At 57.4% G+C, this 20,815-nt stretch carries 18 protein-coding genes; 8 read left to right on the forward strand and 10 right to left on the reverse strand.

The genetic code is table 11. From position 1 onward, the window contains the following. Positions 1 to 208: 208 nt before the first annotated feature. Positions 209 to 1,087 (forward strand): aromatic amino acid DMT transporter YddG, encoded by an 879-nt coding sequence (gene yddG, locus ACKLKD_RS18950; protein WP_009307776.1) that lies wholly within the window; start codon positions 209 to 211, stop codon positions 1,085 to 1,087. Here the strand turns inward: yddG and ACKLKD_RS18955 are convergent. From ACKLKD_RS18955 to ACKLKD_RS18985, 7 genes are all read right to left on the reverse strand, one after another. Further along, positions 1,084 to 1,857, reverse strand: coding sequence for a 1,6-dihydroxycyclohexa-2,4-diene-1-carboxylate dehydrogenase (locus ACKLKD_RS18955; protein WP_025711573.1), 774 nt, complete (start codon positions 1,855 to 1,857; stop codon positions 1,084 to 1,086). The two genes, yddG and ACKLKD_RS18955, sit on opposite strands and share 4 nt — an antisense overlap. A 9-nt stretch (positions 1,858 to 1,866) precedes the next feature. Beyond that, positions 1,867 to 2,883, reverse strand: a complete 1,017-nt coding sequence (benC, locus tag ACKLKD_RS18960; RefSeq protein WP_087805694.1) for a benzoate 1,2-dioxygenase electron transfer component BenC — start codon at positions 2,881 to 2,883, stop codon at positions 1,867 to 1,869. A 9-nt stretch (positions 2,884 to 2,892) separates the two neighbouring features. Next, positions 2,893 to 3,378 carry a benzoate 1,2-dioxygenase small subunit gene (benB, locus tag ACKLKD_RS18965; protein ID WP_009307773.1) on the reverse strand — a complete coding sequence of 162 codons (486 nt, stop codon included), beginning with the start codon at positions 3,376 to 3,378 and terminating at the stop codon, positions 2,893 to 2,895. Then, the gene (locus ACKLKD_RS18970) at positions 3,378 to 4,760 is read right to left on the reverse strand and encodes a Rieske 2Fe-2S domain-containing protein (protein WP_087805696.1); all 1,383 of its coding nucleotides are present in this window, start codon (positions 4,758 to 4,760) and stop codon (positions 3,378 to 3,380) included. The genes benB and ACKLKD_RS18970 overlap by 1 nt, the downstream gene beginning before the upstream one ends. Before the next feature lie 108 nt (positions 4,761 to 4,868). Then, a complete protein-coding gene (gene catA, locus ACKLKD_RS18975; RefSeq protein WP_087805698.1) occupies positions 4,869 to 5,795 on the reverse strand; it encodes a catechol 1,2-dioxygenase in 927 nt (308 codons plus the stop codon). A gap of 69 nt (positions 5,796 to 5,864) precedes the next feature. After that, on the reverse strand, positions 5,865 to 6,155 hold the full coding sequence (catC, locus tag ACKLKD_RS18980; protein WP_009307770.1) for a muconolactone Delta-isomerase: 291 nt from the start codon (positions 6,153 to 6,155) through the stop codon (positions 5,865 to 5,867). 18 nt (positions 6,156 to 6,173) lie between these two features. After that, entirely contained in the window at positions 6,174 to 7,337 is a 1,164-nt protein-coding gene (locus ACKLKD_RS18985; RefSeq protein ID WP_165931794.1) for a muconate cycloisomerase family protein, read from the reverse strand. A gap of 117 nt (positions 7,338 to 7,454) precedes the next feature. Here ACKLKD_RS18985 and ACKLKD_RS18990 point away from each other — a divergent pair, with 117 nt between their 5' ends. Beyond that, complete coding sequence (locus ACKLKD_RS18990; protein ID WP_165931867.1) at positions 7,455 to 8,345, forward strand: IclR family transcriptional regulator domain-containing protein; 891 nt, start codon at positions 7,455 to 7,457, stop codon at positions 8,343 to 8,345. On the opposite strand, the gene kmrA is transcribed toward ACKLKD_RS18990, so the two are convergent. Then, entirely contained in the window at positions 8,340 to 9,839 is a 1,500-nt protein-coding gene (kmrA, locus tag ACKLKD_RS18995) for an efflux MFS transporter KmrA (protein WP_025712696.1), read from the reverse strand. The two genes, ACKLKD_RS18990 and kmrA, sit on opposite strands and share 6 nt — an antisense overlap. 123 nt (positions 9,840 to 9,962) lie before the next feature. On the opposite strand from kmrA, the gene ACKLKD_RS19000 reads away from it, so the two are divergent. The 6 genes from ACKLKD_RS19000 (at position 9,963) to narI (ending at position 18,863) form a co-directional block, all read left to right on the forward strand. Beyond that, on the forward strand, positions 9,963 to 10,538 hold the full coding sequence (locus ACKLKD_RS19000) for a TetR family transcriptional regulator (RefSeq protein ID WP_025712695.1): 576 nt from the start codon (positions 9,963 to 9,965) through the stop codon (positions 10,536 to 10,538). A gap of 175 nt (positions 10,539 to 10,713) precedes the next feature. Next, complete coding sequence (locus ACKLKD_RS19005) at positions 10,714 to 12,096, forward strand: NarK family nitrate/nitrite MFS transporter (RefSeq protein WP_025712694.1); 1,383 nt, start codon at positions 10,714 to 10,716, stop codon at positions 12,094 to 12,096. A 113-nt stretch (positions 12,097 to 12,209) separates the two neighbouring features. After that, positions 12,210 to 15,950: a nitrate reductase subunit alpha gene (locus ACKLKD_RS19010; protein WP_025712693.1), complete on the forward strand. Its 3,741-nt coding sequence runs from the start codon at positions 12,210 to 12,212 to the stop codon at positions 15,948 to 15,950. Beyond that, entirely contained in the window at positions 15,947 to 17,491 is a 1,545-nt protein-coding gene (narH, locus tag ACKLKD_RS19015) for a nitrate reductase subunit beta (RefSeq protein ID WP_025712692.1), read from the forward strand. Before ACKLKD_RS19010 ends, narH begins: the two co-directional genes overlap by 4 nt. Then, the gene (narW, locus tag ACKLKD_RS19020; protein ID WP_080924099.1) at positions 17,491 to 18,186 is read left to right on the forward strand and encodes a nitrate reductase molybdenum cofactor assembly chaperone; all 696 of its coding nucleotides are present in this window, start codon (positions 17,491 to 17,493) and stop codon (positions 18,184 to 18,186) included. Before narH ends, narW begins: the two co-directional genes overlap by 1 nt. Continuing rightward, positions 18,183 to 18,863 (forward strand): respiratory nitrate reductase subunit gamma, encoded by a 681-nt coding sequence (narI, locus tag ACKLKD_RS19025; protein ID WP_025712690.1) that lies wholly within the window; start codon positions 18,183 to 18,185, stop codon positions 18,861 to 18,863. Before narW ends, narI begins: the two co-directional genes overlap by 4 nt. Before the next feature lie 89 nt (positions 18,864 to 18,952). Here the strand turns inward: narI and ACKLKD_RS19030 are convergent, their stop codons facing one another. Then, a complete protein-coding gene (locus ACKLKD_RS19030; RefSeq protein ID WP_023297704.1) occupies positions 18,953 to 20,374 on the reverse strand; it encodes a P-loop ATPase, Sll1717 family in 1,422 nt (473 codons plus the stop codon). Between the two features lie 22 nt (positions 20,375 to 20,396). Then, positions 20,397 to 20,815, reverse strand: a 419-nt coding sequence (locus ACKLKD_RS19035; protein WP_420061982.1) for a hypothetical protein, incomplete at its 5' end; no start/stop codon positions are given.

Here is a 20,815-nt window from a genome sequence, read left to right on the forward strand (position 1 = left end):
GATGTTGATTCATCGCGCGGAGGAAACTAACAGCAAAATGCCGGGAAAATTTGCGTCAAATCAAGGAGGAAAACCAACGCCCCCTTAATCGCCAGCCAGGGTCATTTTCGTTAATCCCTAAGGGTTAGCGACGGCGGAAAATTTCACCCCTCGCCGATAAAAAAATGATATATATGCCGGCTGCATTTGCGTAACCATCAGGAAAAGCATGGAGAAAAAGAGAGCCACGACGATCGGCTTCGCCGCCATTATCTTATGGAGCACGATGGTCGGGTTGATCCGCGGCGTCAGCGAAGGACTGGGACCGGTTGGCGGCGCGGCGATGATTTATAGCCTCAGCGGCCTGCTGCTGATTTTTACCGTCGGTTTTCCCAATCTGCGCCAGATCCCGCGGCGCTATCTGCTGGCCGGCAGCGTGCTGTTCGTCAGCTATGAAATCTGCCTCGCGCTGTCGCTGGGCTATGCCGCCAGCCGCCAGCAGGCCATTGAGGTGGGGATGGTCAATTACCTGTGGCCCAGCCTGACGATTTTGTTCGCCATCCTGTTTAACGGCCAGAAAAGCAGCTGGCTGGTGATCCCCGGCCTGCTTCTCGCCCTGCTCGGCGTGGGCTGGGTGTTGGGCGGTGAGCACGGCCTGCAGTTGGACGAGATTATCAGCAACGTCATCTCCAGCCCGCTCAGCTATCTGCTGGCCTTTGTCGGGGCGTTTATCTGGGCTGCCTACTGCACGGTGACGGCCAAATATGCCCGCGGTAAAAACGCCATTACGCTGTTCGTCCTGTTAACCGCCCTGACGCTGTGGCTGAAGTTTCTCGCCACACCGCAGCCACCCATGATCTTTAGCTGGCCGGTAAGCATCAAGCTGCTGACCGTTTCGGTGGCCCTTGGCCTGGCCTACGCGGCGTGGAACGTGGGGATCCTGCACGGCAACGTCAGCCTGCTGGCGGCGGCGTCGTACTTTACGCCGGTACTCTCCTCTGCGCTGGCGGCGATCCTGCTGAGTGCGGCCCTGTCGTGGTCATTCTGGCAGGGCGCCGGGATGGTGTGTCTCGGCTCCCTGCTCTGCTGGTATGCTACCCGGCGTTAGCCGAGATCGCCCCCGGCCACCGGCAGCGTGACGCCGGTGATATAGCTGGCCTCATCGCTGGCGAGAAACAGGATCGCGTTCGCCTGTTCCGCCAGCGTGCCGTAGCGGTGCTGCAGGCTGCTCGCCACCGTCTGATCGACCACCTGTTGATACCACGCCTTCTCCTGCTCGCTCGGCTGCTCTTCGTTACGCGGCGTCAGGCGCGGCGGCGCCTCGGTCCCGCCCGGCGCCACGGCGTTAATCCGAATACCGCTGCCGCTGTACTCCATGGCAATCGACCGGGTCAGCGCGTTAACGCCGCCTTTCGCCGCCGAGTAAGGCACCCGGTTCACCCCTGCCGTCGCCACCGACGAGATATTGACAATGCTGCCTTTGCCCTGCTTCAGCATCCACGGCAGCGCCGCGCGGCAGCCCCACAGCGTGGGGAACAGCGAGCGGCGGATCTCTTTCTCAATCTGCTCCGGTTGGTATTCGGCAAAGGGCCGCGCCCAGATGGTGCCCCCAACGTTGTTGATCAGCACGTCGAGGCGGCCAAAATGCGCGACGCCCGCGGCAAACGCCTGCTCGGTACTTTCCCACGCTTCCAGATCCGCCTCCAGCGCCAGCACCGGACAGCCGGATTGCGCCAGCGTCGCCGCCAGCTCATGGACATAGGACGAGCGATCGATGAGTAGCAGGGCCGCGCCTTCTGCGGCCGCCTGCTCCGCCGTCTGGCGGCCAATGCCCTGGGCCGCGCCGGTGATGGCGACCACTTTATCGCTAAAACGCATACTGCCTCCTTATGCCGCCGCGCTCTGGCTGGCGATAAATTTCTCATACCAGAATCCCGCCGGGGTGATCCCGCGGTCGCGCAGCGCCGTGGCGACCGCATTGACCATCGGCGGCGGGCCGCAAAGATAGATGTCGACGTCGCCGTTATTCAGCATCGCGTCGTCGAGATGGTCGGTAACGAAGCCGCGCTGCGGACAGGGGCTGTTTTCATCCGCCACCACCGGCAGCCAGCGATACCTCGTCAGCTGTTGAGTAAAGGTGTCCAGCGCGTCGGTTTTCACCAGATCGCCATCGCGGGTTACCCCGTACAGTAGCGTTACCGGACGCTGGCTACCTTGTGTCTGCAGGGTGTGGAGCATGGAGAGCAGCGGCGCCAGCCCGGTGCCGCCGGCCAGCATCAGCAGCGGACGATCGCCGTGGCGCAGATAGAAGCTGCCCATGGGTCCGCTGAGGGTCAGGCGATCGCCGGGCTGCGCCCGCTGCGTCAGCCACTGGCTCATCATCCCCCCGGGCACATTGCGGATCAGAAAACGTCCCTCCCGCGCGCCGGCAAGCGAGCTAAAGGAATAGGCGCGGACGTGGGGCGTACCCGGCACCTGGATATTGACGTACTGTCCCGGCAGGAAGGCCAGCGGCTCATCGAGAGCAACCACCAGCTCGATGGCGGAGTCCGACAGCAAATTGACCTGCTGCACCTGCGCCCCGAGCGTCGCCAGGGCGGTTTTGCACTGGGCAGCGGCCACCGGCACATCAATCACGCAGTCGCTGGTGGGCACCATCTGACAGGTCAGCACCTGGCGGGCCTGCGCTTCCTCGTCGTTTAACGCCTCGTCGAGATACTCCTCGCCGAGGGTATATTCCCCGCTGGCGCAGTGGCATTTGCAGGTGCCGCACACGCCGTCCGAGCAGTCCATCGGCAGATTCACCTTCTGACGATAGGCCGCATCCAGGACTTTCTCTCCGGCGTTGCACTGAATAAAGCGGGTTACGCCGTCCTCAAAATTAAGAGCAATAGAAAAGGTCATAAGCGCCTCTTAAATGTGGTAAACGTCAATCACCTGACGGATATAGTCGTTGTTCAGGCGCACGGTTTTGCGCACGATCTGCGGTCTGCCGTCCTGCTCGGTCAGTGTGCAGCAGGTTGAGCCGAAATAAGCATCCGTGTGCTGATAGCGATAGCTCCAGGTGACCCAGCTGTAACGCACCTCCAGCCCCTCGTCATTTTCCCCCAGTAGCTCAACGTTGCTGATAATGTGGGTGGTCCGCGGCTCCGGCGTGCTGGCCCCGGAGCGCTCGGTTTTAATGCGGTAGACGCGATCCTCCAGCCCTTCGCGGTTGGGATAGTAGATAAGCGAAATCTCTTTTTGCGGGTCGCGGGTCAGCTGGTCGTCGTCGCCCCACGCCGGCATCCAGTAGACTACCTGCGGGCTGTAGCAACTGAGCCATTCGTCCCACTGACGATCGTCCAGCAGACGGGCTTCGTAGTAGAGAAACTGGCGAACCTGTTCGAGGTTAAGCATCAGGCCACCTCCACGCGCTGAGTAATCGACTGTTCATAACGCTGCTGTTCCTGTTCAATGGCCGCCAGCATCAGCGTCTGCCAGTGGTGGTGATGGGCGATGTACAGCGCTTCGTCCTCCGATTTCACCCCGCTTAACCGCGGCGAAAAGCCGGCATGTTGCGCATGCTCATCCGCGCCGTCGACCCAGTGCAGCGCGCCGCGGCTGAGATCGCTCCACGGAAGATTTTGGCCGAGATAGCCGCGCTGGCAGGCGCTGAACTCTTCGAGGTCGTCCGGCGTCCCCATGCCGCTGACGTTAAAGAAATCCTCGTACTGGCGGATACGCAGGGCCCGCGCCTGGTCGGATTCCCCTTTCGGCCCGAAGCACCAGATGGTGACTTCGGTTTTATCCACCGCAATGGGACGGTTCACGCGGATTTGGGTCGAGAACTGATCCATCAGGTAGACATTGGGGTACAGACACAGGTTGCGGGTTTCGTTGACCATCTGGTCGGCGCGTAGTTCGCCGAATTCCGCCTGCAGGCGCTCGCGGTGGGCATAGATCGGGCGCACTTCCGGGTTGAGCGCCCGGGTCCACAGCAGCATATGGCCGTTATCGAATCCGTAGCCCCCGCCGAGGCTTTTAGACCAGCCGTTGGCATCCACCGCGTGCGTCCCTTCCGCTTCATAGTTGCGGCGTGACATGGTCGAGGCGTAGTTCCAGTGCACCACGCTGACGTGATAGCCATCGGCACCGTTTTCCGCGCCCAGTTTCCAGTTGCCCTCATACACATAGCTCGACGAGCCCTTGAGGACTTCCAGCCCCTCCGGCGCCTGGTCGACGATCAGATCGATGATTTTGCTGGTTTCTCCGAGATAGGCCTCCAGCGGCTGCACGTCGGCATTGAGGCTGCCAAATAAGAAACCACGATAGGACTGAAAACGCGGCAGCTTTTGCAGGTCGTGGGAACCGTCCTGTTTAAAGCTCGGCGGATAACCGCCAGTGCTCTCGTCTTTGGCTTTTAATAATTTGCCATTATTGCTAAAGGTCCAGCCGTGGAACGGACAGGTGAACGAATTTTTATTGCCGGTTTTGCGGCGACATAACATGGCACCGCGGTGAGCACAGCTGTTAATTAACGCATGCAGCTCATTCTTTTTATCGCGGGTAATAATGACCGGCTGACGGCCCAGCGTCAGGGTATAATAATCACCCGGCTCGGGAATTTGGCTTTCATGGGCAAGAAATACCCAGTTACCTTCGAAAATATGCTTCATTTCAAATTCAAACAGCTGCGGGTCGGTAAATATAGAGCGATGGCAGCGGTAAATATGATTTTCCCGGTCGACAATTAAGGCATTATTGATTTTGTCTTTGAGCGTCGAGAGCGTTTTTTGCATGAGTCAGTCCCTCCTGCAGAATTCAGGATGAAAGAAACAGGGTGAATTTTTCGTTTTCGAGTGCGATGTCGGGCCCGGGCAGTCGCGTGCCCGGACCGATAATGCCGCTTACTCTTTAGCGCGCAGGCGGGTGCCGCGCTGCTCTTCGTCGGCGCTCAGCGCTTTACACAGAGTGAAATCAAAACAGACCTCGGTGTGCTCTCCCTCAAGATGGCGCTGCGCGATGATCTCGCGGTCGGTCACTTTTACCGGGTCAGCAATCAGGCCGTCGCGGGTGGCAAAGGCAAAATCGTCCCACAGGTATTTATCGCCATTGAGGTTAATCTGGCTGGTCAGATGCTTATGCCCCGGGGCGGAGACGAAGAAGTGAATGTGCGCCGGACGGTTGCCGTGGCGGCCTAACTGGTCCAGTAGCTTCTGGGTTGGGCCATCCGGCGGACAGCCGTAGCCGGAGGGCATGATGCTGCGCACACTGTAGCGGCCATCGGCGCCGGTGCGGATCCGCCGGCGCAGGTTGTACTCGCTCTGGCTTTGATCGAAGAACGAGTAATTGCCGAGGGTGTTGGCGTGCCAGATATCAACAATGGCATTGGCTATCGGCTGGCCCTGGTTATCTTTAACCTGACCGTGCAACCACATCACTTCCCCGGCGCCGGCACCGTCATCCATGCGGGCGTGGCCGTCGGCCAGCGGCGCATTGGCCACGTACAGCGGCCCTTCAATGGTGCGCGGAGTGCCGGTTTCCCGATGCGCCGCCGCGTCGATGGCGTCCTGGCGCAGGTCGAGGAAATGTTCCAGGCCCAGGCCCGCCGCCAGCAGCGCCGCCTCCTGACGCCCCCCCAGCTCGTGCAGATAGTTTACCGCGTGCCAGAACTCTTCTTCCGTGACGTTATAGTCGTCGATGAGGGTGCAGATATTTTCCAGCAGACGATGAACAATCGCCTTAAAACGTTCATCGCCGCCGGCAACATCTAATCCGGCACTGTCGCGTAATAATTTCTGAATAGCAGGCTGTTGTACGAATACATTACTCATACTGGTTCTCTCTTATATTTTTCAGGGTATACGCCGGGAATACCGGCGTGAGGTCAGATATTGTTATTATTAGCGATCGTCATCGCGAATTGATGACGGATGACGACACAGAGCTTCCACTTTTATCGCCATAAAGGGATAGAGCGGTAATCCCATTAATATTTGATGCAACTCTTCGGCATCTTTAACATCGAAAATACTGACATTGGCGTAAAGGCCGGCGACGCGCCAGATATGTCGCCATTTGCCTTCCCGCTGTAATTGTTGCGAATAGGCTTTTTCGCGTTGTTTAATTTCCTCCGCCTCGGCGGCGGGAAAGCCAGGCGGAATATTGACGGTCATATCCACTTTAAATAACATTTTTTTCTCCTGTCCCCGCTATGGCTGGCGGGTATAAAAACGCAGTTTGTCTTCATCCAGCTCGACGCCAAGACCCGGCGTTTGCGGTAACAGCACCTGACCGTCGGCAAAGGTCAGCGGCACGCTGACGATATCGTCCTTCAGCAACAGCGGGCCGAACATCTCGGTACCCCACTGCAGCGGCAATGTCGACCACGCGTGCAGAGAAGCAACGGTCCCCACGGTCCCTTCCAGCATGGTGCCGCCGTACAGGCCAATCCCCGCCGCCTGGGCGACGCGGGCCAGCGCCAGCACGCTGTTCGGCCCGCCCGCCTTGGCGATTTTCAGCGCGTAAGCGCCGGTAAAGCCCTGTTGCGCCAGTTGATAACCATCGTAGGCAGTCGCGACCGCTTCATCCGCGAGGATCGCGGTTTCGATTTGCTGGCTTAAGCGCACCAGGGCGGCGTTATCGTGGGCGCTGACCGGCTGTTCGATGAGATCGACGCCCATCGCCGCCAGCTCGCGACAGCCTTTCGCGCCGGTGGCGGCGTCCCAGGCCTGGTTGACGTCGACGCGAATGCTGGCGCGGTCGCCTAACGCTTCCACGATGGCGCGGGTATGACGCAGGTCGGTGGCGAGTTCACGCGCGCCGATCTTCAGTTTGAACGCCCGGTGGCGGCCTTCGGCCAACAGTTTTTCCCCTTCGGCGATATCTTTCGCGGTATCGCCGCTGGCTAAGGTCCACAGTACCGGTAGCGTCGTGTGCAGCGCGCCGCCGAGCAGCGCCGACACCGGCAGACCTAAGGCTTTGCCCTGGGCGTCGAGCAGCGCGGTTTCGATGGCGGACTTCGCAAAGGTGTTGCCTTTAATGGCGCTGTTCATGCGGGCGGTTAGCGCATTCAGGTTATCGGCTGGCTGCCCTTTCAACAGCGGCGTCAGATAATGGGCGATCGCCGACGAAATGGCCTCCGGACTCTCAACGCCATAGCTCAGCCCACCGATGGTGGTGGCCTCGCCGATGCCGCAGATGCCATCGGAGCGGGTAAGGCGCACGATCACCAGCGACTGGCAGCCCATGGTGGTCATCGACAATTTATGCGGCCGGATGGTCGGGACATCCACAATCCAGCTCTCGATTTGTTCTACGGTGGCAGTCATTTTCTGTTCCTGATGAGATATATAACTTTTTGTACCCACATCCATAACGGGGAGGTCTGTGCCATTGACAATAGGGTTCAGCCTGGCGGATGGTCAACGGCGATAATCGAAATGTTGTGCGATTATCGGCACGTTTGTTAAAAGGCAGTTAATAATGTGATCGTGGTGGTAAAACCGGCACAATTCAGCGCGCCCCATTTCACGCACGGTATAGTGATCTCCCGTGAGCCTTACGTTGCAACGGAGAAGGATGCAATGAGCGACAATATCCCCACTACGCTAAGCGCCAGGCAGGCCGAGCACGACCCCAACTTTATGCTGTCTCTGGCCCGCGGGCTGGCGGTCCTGAACGCCTTTCCCCCCCAACGCCAGCGGCTAACCATTTCCCAGCTCAGCCAGAAAACGCAAATCTCCCGCGCGGCGGTACGCCGCTGTTTGTATACCCTTGCCGCGCTGGGGATGGTGCACAGCCCCGATGGCCGCCACTATGAGCTGCTGCCCCGGGTGCTGGCGGTCGGCCACGCTTATCTGGCCGGCACGCCGCTGGCGAAAGTGGCGCAGACGGCGCTGGATGGTCTGGGGAAAGCGCTCGGCGAATCCTGTTCGGCAGCCACGCTCGACGGGGATAACGTGCTCTATATCGCCCGCGCGGCGGTCAATAATTTACTGAGCATCGATCTGGGGCGCGGCAGTCGCCTGCCGGCGTGGGCCACGTCAATGGGGCGGGTGTTACTGAGCGCGCTGCCGGAGGAACAGCTCGAAGTGACGTTGTCACGTGCGGCGCTTATCCGCTACACACCGCATACCCTGTGCGATTTGGCCGGATTACGCGCTGAGATCGCCCGGGTGCGGATGCAGGGCTATGCCCTCGCCGATCGGCAGATCGAGGTGGGCTTGTGCTCGCTGGCGGTACCGGTGCTGTCACGTCATGGCCAGGTGGTGGCCGCGCTGAATGTGGGGGTGCCCGCCGCGACGGTCAGCGCCGCGGCGTTAAAAGAGAAGGCCCTCGCCCCGCTGCGCCGCGCGGCGATGGACCTGTCGCTGCAGCTATAGCGCCGCCCGCGGTTTCGCCACAGTGGCAAGGCTGCGCCAGATCCCGGCGGCCAGCAGCAGAAGCAATACACCCGCCGTCGCCAGCACCAGACTGTGAGCCTGAATAAATGCTGTCTTTGCCGCTGCCATCAGCGCCTGCGCCACCCCGGCGGGCAGCGCCTGGGTCAGACTCACCGCCTCGCCAATCGATGACGCCGCCTGCTGCGCCATGGCGTCACTCAGGCCAGACGGCAGCACAATAGAAGCGCTGTAGCTACGGGTCAGGATCAGGCCGAACAGCGCAATGCCAAGACCGGCGCCCAGCTCATAGGCCATGGTTTCAATCGCCCCGGCGGCGGCCGCTTTCTCCTTCGGCGCTGCCGCCATGATGGCGGCGCTGGAAGCCAGCAGCGCGCTGGCCACGCTAAAGCCCAGCAGCGTCATCAGCCCCCAGGCCAGCCACTGCTGGGTGCTGAAATCGGTCAGCGCCAGGCCGAGAAAGCTGAAGGCGCTGAGCAACATCCCGCCGGTCGCCACCTCGCGCAGCCCGAGCCGGGAGACCAGCAGTCCGGCAATCGGTCCGCTGAAGCCGCTGGCCACCATCACCGGCAGCATAAACATCCCCGCCTCAAACGGCGTTTTCTGATGCACGAACTGCAGCTCCTGAGCCATCAGTAGCTCAAAGCCCACCAGGGTAATCAGGGCCGTCATCGCCATCATCACCCCGCTTAAAATAATACGATGGGTAAACAGTCGCATATCCACCATGGGACGGGCCGCCGACAGCTGCTTGCGGATAAACCAGCTCAGCATCGCCGCCCCGCCGATCGCCACCAGCGCGGTGAGCCACAGCGCCAGCTGGCCCTTCAGCGCCGATTTCGCGCTAAACACCAGCATCAGGATCGCGGCAATCAAAACGAGCGCCTGCAGCAGGTTCAGGGGCTGCTCGCGGCGCGCGGGCTGGCGCGGGACCACTTTCGCGTTAATGGCAATGACCACCAGCACGATCGGTACGTTGATCAGGAACACCGACCCCCAGTAGAAATGCTCCAGCAGGAGCCCGCCCACCAGCGGGCCAAAGGCCGCGCCGCCGGAGCCGACCGCCGCCCACAGCCCCAGCGCCATGTTGCGCTGGCTGGCCTCGGCAAAAGTGCTGCGGATCCCGGCCAGCGTCGCCGGGACGATCATCGCCGCCCCCACCGCCAGCAGGGCACGGGAAGCAATCAGCGTCAGAGCCGTCGGCGACAGCGCAGCGCACAGCGACGCGACGCCAAAAATGGCGCTGCCGAGCAGTAGCAGGCGCTTAAAACCGATCTTATCGCCGAGGGCGCCCATCGGCAGCACCATGCCGGCCATCACTAATGAGTAGATATCAATGATCCACAGCAGCTCATTGCCACTGCTACCCAGCGCCACGCTGAGGGTCGGCGCGGCCACATGCAACACCGTGGCGTCAATCGCCACCGGAATATAAACCAGCAAAATCGCCATCAGCGTCATCCATTGCCGTGACATAGCGTGTACCTCAATCAATATTGAAAATTGGACACATGTCCAGGATGGCGATCCTGCCGGAATGTTGAACGCATGTCCAACTTTTTGTTACACTCGGCCAAAGCCAGATGACAGTGGGGTTCTATGCACTATTTACAACGAGATGCGCGACGGGAAGGGATAATGCAGGCCGCCATGCGCCTGGCGTTGAGCGGCGGCTTTGCCGCCATGACCGTGCGGCAGATCGCCCGCGAGGCGCAGGTGGCCGCCGGGCAACTACACCACCACTTCGCGTCTATTGGCGAGCTGAAATCACAGGTCTTCATCCGTCTGATCCGCGAGATGCTCGATATGCCGCTGGTCCCCGAAGACGCCAGCTGGCGCGAGCGGTTGTTCTCGATGATCGGCAGCGAGGATGGCCGGCTGGAACCCTATATCCGCCTGTGGCGCGAAGGCCAGGTGCTGGCCGACAGCGATCCGCAGATCAAAGCGGCCTACCTGCTGACGATGAATATGTGGCATGCCGAGACCGTCGCCATCATCGACCAGGGCCTCGCCAGCGGCGAATTTCGATCGGCGGAGCCTGCGGCGGATATCGCCTGGCGCTTTATCGCCCTGGTGTGCGGCCTCGACGGGATTTATGCGCTGGAGGCACAGGCCCTGGATGAGGCGGCGTTTAGCCGATACGTAAATAAGATGATTACGCTGGAGTTATTTTAGCTAAGACTTACATTTAGTAACAATTAATTCCGCTACGCTTACCACGTGCTCTCTGTGAGCACGTTTTTTTTATCTACGCTTCATAGATAACGCAGTGTAAACGTTATTCACCATCCCCTTGCAATCAGCTGTTGACCTTATTTATTGACTCCTTTCCAGGCAAATAGAGGGCAATATGTCGGTACAGAATGAGAAAGATAATCATTACCTTTTGACAAACTGGCGACCTGAAAATAAGGCGTTCTGGGAAAATAAAGGTCAAGCCATCGCGCGAAGAAATCTATGGATATCAGTGGCCTGCCTGCTGCTTGCTTTCTGCGTGTGGATGTTATTCAGCGCCGTGGCGGTCAATCTCAATAAGGTCGGTTTTCATTTCACCACCGACCAGCTGTTTTTATTAACCGCCCTGCCTTCACTTTCCGGCGCGATATTACGGGTCCCCTACTCCTTTATGGTACCCCTCTTTGGCGGGCGCTACTGGACCGTATTAAGTACGGTGATCCTGGTGGTGCCTTGTATTTGGTTAGGGGTGGCGATCCAGAATATTACTACTCCGTTCTGGGTATTTATTATTATTGCGCTGCTGTGCGGTTTTGCCGGCGCGAATTTTGCTTCCAGCATGGGAAATATCAGTTTCTTTTTTCCCAAAGCCAAACAGGGCAGCGCGCTGGGGGTCAATGGCGGCCTTGGCAATCTCGGCGTTAGCGTGATGCAGATGGTCGCCCCGGCGGTGATCTTCCTGCCGCTCTTCACCTTCCTCGGCGTGCACGGCGTCACCCAGCCCGATGGTTCGACAATGACCCTGAGTAATGCGGCGCTCGTCTGGGTACCGCTGCTGCTGCTCGCCACCGTCGCCGCCTGGTTCGGCATGAACGATATCGCCGGTTCGAAGGCCTCGATTCGCGATCAGCTTCCCGTACTCAAGCGACCGCATATGTGGCTGTTAAGCCTGCTCTATCTGGCGACGTTTGGCTCGTTTATCGGCTTCTCCGCTGGCTTCGCCATGCTGGCGAAAACCCAGTTCCCCGCCGTCGATATCCTCAAACTCGCTTTTTTCGGGCCGTTCATTGGCGCGCTGGCGCGGTCGTTCGGCGGGATCATCTCCGACCGTCTGGGCGGCGTGCGGGTGACGCTGGTCAACTTCGTCCTGATGGCGCTGTTTACCGGCCTGCTGTTTCTGACCCTGCCAGGCAGCGGATCCGGCAGCTTTCTCGCCTTCTACGTGGTGTTTATGGGGCTCTTTCTAACCGCCGGTCTGGGAAGCGGCTCCACTTTCCAGATGATCGCCGTCATCTTCCGCCAGCTCACCATCGACAGCGTAAAGCAGCGCGGCGGCAGCGATGAAGAAGCGCAGCACGAGGCGGTGACCGATACCGCTGCCGCGCTGGGCTTTATCTCGGCGATCGGCGCCATCGGCGGTTTCTTTATTCCAAAAGCCTTCGGCACCTCGCTGGCAATGACCGGCTCGCCGGTTGGCGCGATGAAAGTCTTTTTTGTCTTCTATGTGGTTTGCGTGCTGGTGACCTGGCTGGTCTACGGCCGCCGTAAACCCGCATAACCATAACGATTTATCTGCCGGATGGCGGCTTACGCCTTATCCGGCCTACGCCTTCGTTCGCTCATCCGGCCGGGTGGCACGTTGCCGGACATCATCGGAGCAGGAGAAATGTCATGAGTAAACTTCTGGATCGCTTTCGCTACTTTAAGCAGAAAGGCGACACCTTTGCCAACGGCCACGGCCAGGTCTACAACAACAACCGTGACTGGGAAGATAGCTACCGGCAACGCTGGCAGTTCGACAAAATTGTCCGCTCCACGCACGGTGTGAACTGCACCGGCTCCTGCAGCTGGAAAATTTACGTCAAAAACGGCCTGGTGACCTGGGAAACCCAGCAGACCGATTATCCGCGCACCCGGCCAGATCTGCCCAATCACGAACCGCGCGGCTGCCCGCGCGGCGCCAGCTACTCCTGGTATCTCTACAGCGCCAACCGGCTGAAGTACCCGCTGGCGCGTAAACGGCTGATTGAGCTGTGGCGCGCAGCCCTGGCACAGCATCCCGACCCGGTGCTGGCCTGGGATAGCATCATGCAGGATCCGGCCAAAACCCGCAGCTATAAAGCAGTGCGCGGCAAAGGCGGCTTTGTTCGCTCCAGCTGGAAAGAGTTAAATCAACTGATCGCCGCCGCCAACGTCTGGACCATCAAACACTACGGCCCGGACCGCGTCGCCGGCTTCTCGCCGATCCCGGCGATGTCGATGGTCTCTTACGCCGCAGGTACCCGCTATTTATCGTTGATCGGCGGCACCTGCCTGAGCTTTTATGACTGGTACTGCGATCTCCCCCCCGCCTCGCCGATGACCTGGGGCGAACAGACCGACGTGCCGGAATCCGCCGACTGGTACAACTCCAGCTACATTATTGCCTGGGGCTCCAACGTCCCGCAGACCCGAACCCCGGACGCCCACTTCTTTACCGAAGTACGCTACAAGGGCACCAAAACCATCGCCATCACGCCGGACTATTCGGAAGTCGCCAAGCTCTGCGACCAGTGGCTGGCGCCGAAGCAAGGCACCGACAGCGCGCTGGCGATGGCCATGGGCCACGTGATCCTTAAAGCCTTCCACCTCGATAACCCGAGCGATTACTTTCTTAACTACTGCCGGACCTACACCGACATGCCGATGCTGGTGATGCTCGAGCCGCGCGACGACGGCAGCTATACGCCGGGCCGTATGCTGCGTGCTTCCGACCTGCTTGATGGTCTCGGGGAAAGGAATAACCCGGAATGGAAAACCGTCGCCTTTAACGCTGACGGCGAACTGGTGGCGCCGAACGGCTCCATCGGCTTTCGCTGGGGCGAAAAAGGCAAATGGAATCTTGAACAACGGGCAGACGGCAACGATGTCGAGCTAAAGCTGTCGCTGCTGGATATTCGCGACAGCGTGGTGTCGGTGGGCTTCCCTTACTTTGGCGGCAACGAAAACCCGCATTTTCGCAGCGTAGCGCAGTCACCGGTGACCCTTCACCTGCTACCGGCGAAACAGCTGACGCTGGCCAGCGGTGAACGCGGCCTGGTGGTCAGCGTCTATGACCTGATTCTGGCTAACTACGGTCTGGATCGCGGGCTTGACGATGTCAATGCGGCGAAGGATTTCGCCGAGGTCAAAGCCTATACCCCGGCATGGGCCGAGCAGATCACCGGCGTGCCGCGCCAGCATATCGAGCAGATTGCCCGCGAGTTCGCCGAGACGGCGCACAAGACCCACGGTCGCTCAATGATTATCCTCGGCGCCGGGGTGAACCACTGGTACCACATGGATATGAACTACCGCGGGATGATCAACATGCTGGTATTCTGCGGCTGTGTTGGTCAGAGCGGCGGCGGCTGGTCGCACTATGTCGGCCAGGAAAAGCTGCGCCCGCAGACCGGCTGGCTGCCGCTGGCGTTCGCCCTGGACTGGAGTCGTCCGCCGCGGCAGATGAACAGTACCTCTTATTTCTACAACCACGCCAGCCAGTGGCGCTATGAAAAACTGACCGCGCAGGAGCTGCTGTCGCCGCTGGCCGACGCCAGCAAATTCAGCGGCCATATGATCGACTTCAACGTTCGCGCCGAGCGCATGGGCTGGCTGCCCTCCGCGCCGCAGCTTAACGTTAATCCGCTGAGCATCAGGCAGCAGGCCGACGCCGCCGGGCTCTCCCCCGCTGAGTTCACCGTCCAGTCGTTAAAATCAGGCGACATTCGCTTTGCCGCCGAGCAGCCGGACAGCGGCAACAACCACCCGCGCAACCTGTTTATCTGGCGCTCGAACCTGCTGGGCTCGTCCGGTAAGGGCCATGAGTACATGCTCAAGTACCTGCTCGGTACCGATAACGGTATTCAGGGCGAGGAGTTTGGCTCTGTCGCTGACGTGAAGCCGGAGGAAGTCGAGTGGCAGACCGCGGCGATTGAGGGCAAACTCGATCTCCTGGTGACTCTCGATTTCCGCATGTCCAGTACCTGCCTGTTCTCCGATATCGTCCTGCCGACCGCCACCTGGTACGAAAAAGACGATATGAACACCTCGGATATGCACCCGTTTATCCACCCGCTCTCCGCCGCCGTCGACCCGGCCTGGGAGGCGAAAAGCGACTGGGAGATCTACAAGGATATCGCCAAATCCTTCTCGCAGGTCTGCGTCGGCCATCTTGGCAAAGAGACCGACGTAGTGCTGGTGCCGCTGCAGCACGACTCTCCGGCGGAGCTGTCGCAGCCGTTCGATGTCCTCGACTGGCGCAAGGGCGAATGCGATCTCATTCCAGGCAAAACCGCACCGTCAATTGCCCTGGTTGAACGCGACTATCCCGCCACCTGGGACCGCTTCACCTCTCTCGGCCCGCTGCTCGATAAGCTCGGCAACGGCGGGAAAGGCATTACATGGAATACGCAGAGCGAAGTCGATTTCCTCGGCAAGCTTAACTACCTCAAGCCGGATGGTCCGGCCAAAGGCCGACCGCGCATCGACAGCGCCATCGACGCCAGTGAAGTCATCTTGAGCCTGGCGCCGGAAACCAATGGCCAGGTGGCGGTGAAAGCCTGGCAAGCGCTGGGAGAATTTACCGGCCGCGAGCACACTCATCTGGCGCTGAATAAAGAGGATGAGAAGATCCGCTTTCGCGATATTCAGGCGCAGCCGCGCAAGATCATCTCCAGCCCAACGTGGTCCGGGCTGGAAAGCGAGCATGTCTCCTACAACGCCGGTTATACCAACGTGCATGAGCTGATCCCCTGGCGCACCCTCTCCGGGCGGCAACAGCTCTATCAGGATCATCCCTGGATGCGCGCCTTCGGCGAGAGTCTGGTGGCCTATCGCCCACCGATCGATACGCGAAGCGTCAGCCAGATGAAGGAAGTGCCGCCAAACGGCTTCCCGGAAAAAGCGCTGAACTTCCTGACCCCGCATCAGAAATGGGGTATCCACTCGACCTATAGCGAAAACCTGCTGATGCTGACGTTGTCGCGCGGCGGGCCCATCGTCTGGCTAAGCGAAACCGACGCAAAAGAACTGGGGATTGAAGATAACGACTGGATCGAAGCCTTCAACGCCAACGGCGCCCTCACCGCGCGTGCGGTGGTGAGCCAGCGCGTGCCGCCGGGCATGACCATGATGTATCACGCTCAGGAACGCATTATGAATATTCCGGGTTCGGAAGTGACCGGTCGTCGCGGCGGTATCCACAACTCCGTCACCCGCGTCTGTCCAAAACCCACGCATATGATTGGCGGCTATGCCCAACTGGCTTACGGCTTTAACTACTACGGCACCGTCGGCTCCAACCGCGACGAGTTCATTATGATCCGCAAAATGAAAAATATTGACTGGCTGGATGGCGAAGGTCGCGACCAGGTACAGGAGGCGAAGAAATGAAAATACGTTCACAAGTCGGAATGGTGCTGAATCTGGATAAATGCATCGGCTGCCATACCTGCTCCGTCACCTGTAAAAACGTCTGGAGCAGCCGCGAAGGCATGGAGTACGCGTGGTTCAATAACGTGGAAACCAAACCGGGCATTGGCTACCCCAAAAACTGGGAAGATCAGGACGAGTGGCAAGGCGGCTGGATCCGCGGTATCAGCGGCAAGCTCACTCCGCGCCTGGGCAACCGCGTCAGCGTGTTGTCGAAGATTTTCGCCAACCCGGTGCTGCCGCAGATTGACGATTATTACGAACCCTTTACCTACGATTATCAGCACCTGCACAACGCGCCGGAAGGCAAATACTTGCCTACCGCCCGCCCACGTTCGCTGATTAGCGGCGAGCGTATGGATAAGATAAAATGGGGGCCAAACTGGGAAGAACTGCTCGGCGGCGAGTTTGAAAAACGCGCCAAAGACCGTAACTTCGAAGCCATGCAGAAAGAGATGTATGGCCAGTTTGAAAACACCTTCATGATGTATCTGCCGCGCCTGTGCGAACACTGCCTCAATCCGAGCTGTGTCGCAACCTGCCCGAGCGGCGCTATTTACAAGCGTGAAGAAGACGGCATCGTGCTGATCGACCAGGATAAATGCCGCGGCTGGCGGATGTGCATCAGCGGCTGTCCGTACAAAAAAATCTACTTTAACTGGAAGAGCGGCAAGTCGGAAAAATGCATTTTCTGCTATCCACGTATTGAGTCCGGGCAGCCAACGGTCTGTTCAGAAACCTGCGTCGGGCGCATCCGCTATCTTGGCGTACTGCTGTATGACGCCGACCGCATCGAAGAAGCGGCCAGTACCGAACATGAAACCGACCTCTATGAGCGCCAGTGCGAGGTGTTCCTCAACCCTAACGACCCGGCGGTCATCGAAGAGGCGTTAAAACAGGGTATTCCACATAACGTGATTGAAGCCGCGCAGAAATCGCCGGTCTATAAGCTGGCGATGGACTGGAAGCTGGCCCTGCCGCTGCATCCGGAATACCGCACCCTGCCGATGGTCTGGTACGTGCCGCCCCTGTCGCCGATCCAGTCGGTGGCCGACGCCGGCGGCCTGCCGGGCAACGGCAACATCCTGCCAGCGGTTGAGAGCCTGCGTATACCGGTGCAATACCTGGCGAACCTGCTGAGCGCCGGCGATACCGGTCCGGTCCTGCGCGCGTTAAAACGCATGATGGCGATGCGCCACTACAAACGTTCGCAAACCGTCGAAGGCGTCACCGATACCCGCGCCATTGAAGAAGTGGGCCTCAGCGTTGAGCAGGTCGAAGAGATGTATCGCTATCTGGCGATCGCCAACTACGAAGACCGCTTTGTGATCCCCACCAGCCATCGCGAACTGGCGGAGGATGCCTTCCCGGAACGTAACGGCTGCGGCTTTACCTTCGGCGATGGCTGCCACGGGTCAGATACGAAATTCAACCTGTTTAACAGCCGGCGGATCGACGCCATCGACGTCAGCGGCGTGCGTAAGCATGGGGAGGGCGAGTGATGCGGATCCTGAAAGTGATCGGTTTGTTGCTGGAGTACCCCGACGAGTTACTTTGGGAGAACCGCGACGACGCCCTGGCGCTGGTCAGCGCCGATGTCCCTTCCCTGACGCCGTTTGTCAGTGAGCTGCTGACGGCTCCGCTGTTGGATCGCCAGGCCGAGTGGTGCGAGGTGTTCGAGCGCGGGCGCGCCACCTCGCTGCTGTTGTTTGAACATGTGCATGCCGAATCCCGCGACCGCGGCCAGGCGATGGTCGACCTGATGAATCAGTATCAGCAGGCGGGTCTGCAGATCGATTGTCGCGAGCTGCCCGATCATCTGCCGCTGTATCTCGAGTACCTCAGTATTTTACCCCCCGCGGAGGCGCGCGAAGGGCTGCAGAATATCGCGCCGATTCTGGCGCTGATCGGCGGCCGCCTGAAGCAGCGAGCCTGTCCGTATTATCAGCTGTTTGACGCCCTGCTGGCGTTGGCTAAAAGCCCGCTCACCAGTGACAGTGTCACTAAACAGGTGGCGGGCGAAAAGCGCGACGATACCCGTCAGGCGCTGGACGCCGTGTGGGAAGAAGAGCAGGTGAAGTTTATTGAAGATAATGCGACCGCTTGCGACAGCTCGCCGATGCAAGCTTATCAACGACGCTTTAGTCAGGATGTGGCGCCGCAGTACGTTGACATCCGTGCCGGAGGCCCGAAATGATCCAGTATCTGAACGTCTTCTTTTACGATATCTACCCTTACCTCTGCGGCACCGTTTTTCTGGTAGGCAGCTGGCTGCGCTATGATTACGGGCAGTATACCTGGCGCGCCTCATCCAGCCAGATGCTGGATAAGCGCGGGATGGTGCTATGGTCGAACTTATTCCATATCGGCATCCTCGGCATCTTCTTCGGCCATCTTTTTGGCATGCTGACCCCGCACTGGGTCTACTCGTGGTTCCTGCCGATGTCGCAGAAGCAGCTGATGGCCATGATCCTCGGCGGCGTCTGTGGCGTGCTGACCCTGGTCGGCGGACTCGGCCTGCTGGTGCGCCGCCTGACCAACCCGCGCATTCGCGCCACCTCCACGACCGCGGATATTCTTATCCTGTGCATTCTGCTGATTCAGTGTGCGCTGGGGCTGACGACTATTCCCTTCTCCGCCCGGCATCCGGACGGCAGCGAGATGCTGAAGCTGGTGGACTGGGCGCAGGCGGTGGTCACCTTCCACGGCAGCGCCTCGGCGCATCTGGACGGCGTGGCGTGGATCTATCGCGTCCACCTGGTGCTGGGGATGACCATCTTCCTGATCTTCCCCTTCACCCGTCTGGTTCACGTGTGGAGTGCGCCGGTGGAGTATTTTACCCGCCGCTACCAGGTGGTACGCTCCCGGAGGTAACATTAATGCATTAGACTCATCACTGAGTAAAAAATATGTTATTTTGACTAGTTATGGTAAATAAAGGGCACATATTCGTGCCCTTCATTTTATCTCTTAGCTTTAGGAGTTATACCACCTTTCTTTAACATCAATGCAGCTACTCGAAAAAGATCTGGGATATCGATTCGTCCATCTTGCCTATGTTCTATTAATCCTATATTGACCATAGATTCAGCTAAAGCCGCAGTATCCTCAGGATATTTAATTTTTTGTGTTTTGAATGGATAGGGTGGTAAAAACCCAGTACTAGGATCTTTAGATGCATCCATGATGACTTTAATTGTATTACTATCCTTCCATCTTGTGTATATTTCTTCAGCAGCGCAAGGAACCCGAAGACCAGCTAGTGGGGCCAATGCTCGCTTAACCCATACATACTCAATGCCTAATTGATCTACGCGCACTTTTGATGCTTCACGCAAACCATGGCGAATCCCTTCCGGTGATATAACTTTATTCTGCGGTTCTGGTGTATGTTTAGCTGCTTCAGAAAAAAGCTTGATAAAACTTCTTGGAGTAACATTCCCGTTTGCATCAGCCAAATGTTTATATGGCCAATCATATGTACCTCCTTTTTTAAAGTTTGCACCCATATATGGACCGGCAAGGGCGGTCATAGTCTTTTTCTGGAAATCTTTATTACTTAAAACTTCCCAATTTGTTCTTTGTTTATAGGGCATTTTAATGAATGGAGACCCGATGGATTTGCATAATTCATGAAAATCGCAATTATCATATGTATAAGCTAACCTCGAAAACAGCAAACCATATAGTTCTAGTTGTGTCCATTCTAATTCAACACGAGAACTCCTAAGTTTCGGCATTTCGACAAATTTTAAATTCTCATCATTTAGTTGCTCTGGGCGAATGAATATTTTCGCTTTGATGGCTTTTCGAATGCGTAAATCCCAAACAACTTCAAATAAAGCATCGAGAATTAGCGTTGAACGACTCCATTCTTTTGATAATTTATCTAAAGCATCGAATGTGATAACTAATTTTATATTTTTGGCTTGTAATTTATCATCTAGCTTATTTAGATAAATATCTAAATCCTCAGGATCAGAATATTTTTTAATATAGTCTGACATTTTTTTCTTAGTTTTGTTGGGCGCCAAACATTCTTCAGCAGCTTTCACTATTGCTGCTTGCCAAAATGAAACTGCCATAGAAGATTCTTGCCCAAAAGGTATTACTTGTTCTAATATCCTAGAACTTATAAAGCCATTATAACCTTCAGCAACAACTATTTTATCGAGTCCCAAATCTGGATATGATTCTGCTGCCACTTTAAGTGTATCTTCTTGAGAAAGAACTCCAGCCCAAAAGCTTTTTCCAGTCCCCCTCGCTCCCACAACAATCGTCGTATACGGATCAAGAGCATTCGCATGTTGCTTTGGTGCAAAAATTTCATCCACAGTGGGTTTATGATCTCCACTTGCATCATGATCCGAAGGCAAAGATGCCATATCATTCCTGATTGATGAATAATTAATCAAAATCCACCTCCGTTAATGTATATTCATTAAGTATACCATCAACTTCTTTAATAAGTGAACTGAAAGCTTCTTGATAAAAATCAGAAGTTAATATTGCTGGGTTTTCTATAGGGTCAAAATCATGATAACGAGCATCATAATTAATAGTTATTATGTGTTCATTTTCCTCTAACTCTTCAGTTAAATGAATAACATCCTCAGACTCATTACTCCAGTCTAATTCAAACGTGTCTTTTAATGAATCCAAATCTATTGATGTCTCAATTTTGGGGAAGTTATAAAAATATTTTTTTATGTTAGCTTCTATAAAATCAGGAAAGGCTAAATCTTGTTCAGCACTAGCTTTAGCATGGATGAAACGAAGTTTATTAGCCCACTCTTCATTAGCTGAATTATAGACTTTTAGACTTT

This window comes from Klebsiella sp. 10982 (genome assembly GCF_048589245.1).
Classification (GTDB): Bacteria; Pseudomonadota; Gammaproteobacteria; order Enterobacterales; family Enterobacteriaceae; genus Klebsiella; species Klebsiella quasivariicola.

Excerpts from the sequence above, each read along its gene's own strand:
- yddG (WP_009307776.1), top strand. The coding sequence starts at position 209 with ATGGAGAAAAAGAGAGCCACGACGATCGGCTTCGCCGCCATTATCTTA.
- ACKLKD_RS18955 (WP_025711573.1), bottom strand. The coding sequence starts at position 1,857 with ATGCGTTTTAGCGATAAAGTGGTCGCCATCACCGGCGCGGCCCAGGGC.
- benC (WP_087805694.1), bottom strand. The coding sequence starts at position 2,883 with ATGACCTTTTCTATTGCTCTTAATTTTGAGGACGGCGTAACCCGCTTT.
- benB (WP_009307773.1), bottom strand. The coding sequence starts at position 3,378 with ATGCTTAACCTCGAACAGGTTCGCCAGTTTCTCTACTACGAAGCCCGT.
- ACKLKD_RS18970 (WP_087805696.1), bottom strand. The coding sequence starts at position 4,760 with ATGCAAAAAACGCTCTCGACGCTCAAAGACAAAATCAATAATGCCTTA.
- catA (WP_087805698.1), bottom strand. The coding sequence starts at position 5,795 with ATGAGTAATGTATTCGTACAACAGCCTGCTATTCAGAAATTATTACGC.
- catC (WP_009307770.1), bottom strand. The coding sequence starts at position 6,155 with ATGTTATTTAAAGTGGATATGACCGTCAATATTCCGCCTGGCTTTCCC.
- ACKLKD_RS18985 (WP_165931794.1), bottom strand. The coding sequence starts at position 7,337 with ATGGATGTGGGTACAAAAAGTTATATATCTCATCAGGAACAGAAAATG.
- kmrA (WP_025712696.1), bottom strand. The coding sequence starts at position 9,839 with ATGTCACGGCAATGGATGACGCTGATGGCGATTTTGCTGGTTTATATT.
- ACKLKD_RS19000 (WP_025712695.1), top strand. The coding sequence starts at position 9,963 with ATGCACTATTTACAACGAGATGCGCGACGGGAAGGGATAATGCAGGCC.
- ACKLKD_RS19005 (WP_025712694.1), top strand. The coding sequence starts at position 10,714 with ATGTCGGTACAGAATGAGAAAGATAATCATTACCTTTTGACAAACTGG.
- ACKLKD_RS19010 (WP_025712693.1), top strand. The coding sequence starts at position 12,210 with ATGAGTAAACTTCTGGATCGCTTTCGCTACTTTAAGCAGAAAGGCGAC.
- narH (WP_025712692.1), top strand. The coding sequence starts at position 15,947 with ATGAAAATACGTTCACAAGTCGGAATGGTGCTGAATCTGGATAAATGC.
- narW (WP_080924099.1), top strand. The coding sequence starts at position 17,491 with ATGCGGATCCTGAAAGTGATCGGTTTGTTGCTGGAGTACCCCGACGAG.
- narI (WP_025712690.1), top strand. The coding sequence starts at position 18,183 with ATGATCCAGTATCTGAACGTCTTCTTTTACGATATCTACCCTTACCTC.
- ACKLKD_RS19030 (WP_023297704.1), bottom strand. The coding sequence starts at position 20,374 with ATGGCATCTTTGCCTTCGGATCATGATGCAAGTGGAGATCATAAACCC.